At 64.2% G+C, this 3043-nt stretch carries 4 protein-coding genes; 3 read left to right on the top strand and 1 reads right to left on the bottom strand.

The annotated features are described in order from the left end of the window. Nucleotides 1–47 precede the first annotated feature (47 nt). Entirely contained in the window at nt 48–206 is a 159-nt protein-coding gene (locus tag FVA95_RS34160; RefSeq protein ID WP_368667380.1) for a transposase, read from the bottom strand. 597 nt (nt 207–803) lie between these two features. On the opposite strand from FVA95_RS34160, the gene FVA95_RS34155 reads away from it, so the two are divergent. The 3 genes from FVA95_RS34155 to FVA95_RS28175 all read left to right on the top strand — a co-directional run. After that, complete coding sequence (locus FVA95_RS34155; RefSeq protein WP_161992513.1) at nt 804–1451, top strand: GPP34 family phosphoprotein; 648 nt, start codon at nt 804–806, stop codon at nt 1449–1451. 58 nt (nt 1452–1509) lie between these two features. Then, on the top strand, nt 1510–1998 hold the full coding sequence (locus tag FVA95_RS28180) for a DoxX family protein (RefSeq protein ID WP_368667379.1): 489 nt from the start codon (nt 1510–1512) through the stop codon (nt 1996–1998). Between the two features lie 728 nt (nt 1999–2726). Beyond that, the coding region (locus FVA95_RS28175) for a leucine zipper domain-containing protein (protein ID WP_149664620.1) at nt 2727–3043 on the top strand (317 nt) is incomplete at its 3' end.

Raw genomic sequence — 3043 nt, 5'->3', positions numbered from 1 at the left:
CTTGAGCACGGCTACATCCTCTCAGCTCACCCACAGGGCAAGCCAGATCAGATGTCACCTACCCCTGCAGCAGACCCCAGAGCTGCGAGAATGTGATCCCAGGTGCCATCACCGACATAGCGGCGGTGGCGTTTCCACAGGGTCTGCCACGGACCGAACTCGACCGGGACATCACACCAGGCCAACCCGCAACGGAACCGGTAGATGACCCCTCGACCACCCTGCAGTGATCAGCGAACGGGCGGCCCGGCATCCCGTCCGACGAGGGCAGCAACGGCTCAAGTCGGGCCCACTGGACATCGGTCAGGACCGCACGACGCGACACCTGCTGATCATCGCGCAGCCCCGACCGGCCGAGTTAGGAGACACACCCTAGGGCTGTATCGCAGCCGCCGCACAGTGCGGTAGACGCCCGTTCCCGGTAGTCGCCGGAGTGCCGCAGGCTGCCCTGCCGCGTCCCGACCCTGCTTGTCGGTGTCCGGGTCCTGTTCTAGAATCCCTTTTCTTCCTCCTTGTGGGTGAGGTGCCCTTCCCATGCTTGTCGAATCCTAAAGGTCCCAGAGATCCCGGGGATCCCAGCCGACTCGACCGACGAAACCGGTGCAGGCGGTGCGGTCGGAGTGGCCGGCCCGGTCCGGTGGAGTCGGCGGTGCAGTTGGCGTTGTTCCCACCGGAGCGGGTGCGGGTCCGGCTGTAGCGTCGCTCAGTAGACGCTCTAACATGGCCTGCGCTGTCTCTAGCAACATTTGACTGATCAGCCCTGGCCACACCGAGGTTGATCTGACAGTCCCGTGAGGAGCTGGATGAATTGCGATTCGCTCGCGACCGACTTTTTCCTGATCGCCTATGACGAGATAAGGGACTGCCCGGCACTCGATCCGTACCGGTTGACCTGTGGTCTAGTCGGGGCACAGCTAGCTGAGCTAGTGATCGCGGGTTTGCTGACAGTCCGCGAGGACCGGTGCGTTCTCGACACGGGGAAGCGGCCAGGGAACCTGAGCAGGGGAGCGACCTTGACGCTAGATAACATTACGCGTGAACCACGGCGACACCCTGTCCGGGCATGGGTGGACACGCTCGGGCCGTCAGTGACTGAGCTAGTATGCGAGGAGCTTGTTTGCTGTAACGTGCTCACCGTCATCCACCGCCGCAGTCTACTTGGACGACGTCAGGCGTGTCTCGCGGTAGCTGATCCGTCGGCAGTACGCAAGCCGGGCATTATCCTGCGCACAATGCTGCGTCAGCCGGCGACGTTCACCCTTGAAGGTGCGATACTACTTCTTCTGCTCACAACGTTGGGCGCGGAGCAGCTACTCGAACCGGAGGTGGACCGGAATGCCGTCCGGTCGATCTCTGCGCAAGCGGGTGAGCATCTAGCTGGCCCGCTCGTTCAGCTAAGAGCTGGCTTGTCGGAGGCCAGCGCCGCGATCAGCCTTGCTGTGCGACGTTGACCACGGGTGACATCGCGCTTCTGCATTTGCGCAGTCTTCTCAGGGGGGTTATCGTAAGGTGGTGCGGATTGTGATAAGCCGAGCTAGTCGGTTGCCTGCTCCGGCCGCTAGTATCGTGTTGTTACTAGCTCGGTTGGTGCTCGGTGGTGTGTTGATCGCTCATGGCCTGCAGAAAGCCAGTCTCGGTGTCGAGGATACCACCCAGATGTTCGCCGGCATGGGAGTTCCCCTCCCTGCGCTGAGTGCGGCGGTGGTCATGGGGGTGGAACTGCTCGGTGGAGCAGCTCTGCTGGTCGGCGCAGCGACCGCTGCGGTGGGGCTCGTCGTGGCCGTGACCATGGTCGGTGCGGTGGTGTTCGTTCATCCTCCAACGGTTGTGTTCGTTGCTGAGGGTGGGTGGGAATTGGTCGGTGTCATCGCTGCTGCCGCGCTTGCGTTAGCCGCGACCGGCCCCGGCTTGTGGGCGGTCGACACTCTCTGGACCCAAACCAGGTACTCCGGCCCCGCTCATCCCACGCCGGAACAACCACCACCTCACCAGGCCTGATATTCCCTCGAATCGTAGAGGGCGTTCCGGGGGCTGTCCCCGGAACGCCTGAGCTTGATCTTTAACTTGTGCGCTGTCGTTATGCGGTGATGATGCGGTCACGTGTGACGGTCTTGCCGACGTCGTAGCTGGTCGCGGCGTGTCGGTTGCGGGAGCCGGGTGGGCGCCCGGAGCCGGGCCGGCTGGGTGTGGGCGCCCAGGCGGGGAGTAGGGTCGTTGGGCAGATGTGTCGAAAACTGCGTCGGACCCGGGCCGGGGTAAGCCGGCCAGGTGCGGGACTGTTTCAAGATCGGCTCTGGCACAGAAGCGGTGGTGTGACGTGTTCAGCTGAGCAGGATCCGTTGCCGGAGCAGCGGGAAGCCAGCTCGTCCATACATCTGCCGCTTGAGGAGTTTGGCCTTGGGATGCGCTGATCTTTGAGATGGTCCGGCTCGTCGTGTGGCCGGACAGCGACGATCGCGAAATTATGGGGCTGTGGACTGTCAGCAGCCTTCCTTCACCGATGTCGAGTACTGCAACCGGGGTTCCACAGATCAGGTAGCTGCCTAGTTCGCGAAAAGTGGGTCTGAGCTGGGGGAATGCCGGTTGGCCCGGTGACGGGGCGTGTCACTAGGTGTGATGTCCAGGGAGGTTGTCCCGTCCGGGGGCGGTGAGTCTGGCTGACAGACGAAGGCCTCCGGTGGGTGAAGCGGTTCCTAGACAGCTCCACTTCACAACCGGAGGCCTTCGTGTCCCACGCTAACGCCGCTCTGACCCCGCGCGCCCGGCTGCGGCTCGCTCAACTCGTCGTCGAGCACGGCTGGACCCACACCGCGGCCGCGACAATGTTCATGGTCTCCGCGCGGACCGCCAAGAAGTGGTCCGACCGCTACCGGGCCGAGGGGCCGGCGGGGATGGCCGACCGCAGCTCACGGCCGAGGTCCTCACCGACGAAGACCCGTGTCGGTCTGGTGCGGCGAATCGTACGGCTGCGCTGGCGGCACCGGCTGGGCCCGGTCCAGATCGCCGGGCGCCTGGGCATGGCCGCCTCGACCGTGCACGCGGT

Source organism: Pseudonocardia sp. EV170527-09 (genome assembly GCF_008369905.1).
Taxonomy (GTDB): Bacteria; Actinomycetota; Actinomycetes; order Mycobacteriales; family Pseudonocardiaceae; genus Pseudonocardia.
Note: the sequence above shows the minus strand (reverse complement) of the source record. Positions and strands in the feature narration are given on the sequence as shown.

What these genes read in the sequence shown, in the direction of transcription:
- FVA95_RS34155 (WP_161992513.1), top strand. Translation starts at nt 804, where the DNA reads ATGAATTGCGATTCGCTCGCGACCGACTTTTTCCTGATCGCCTATGAC.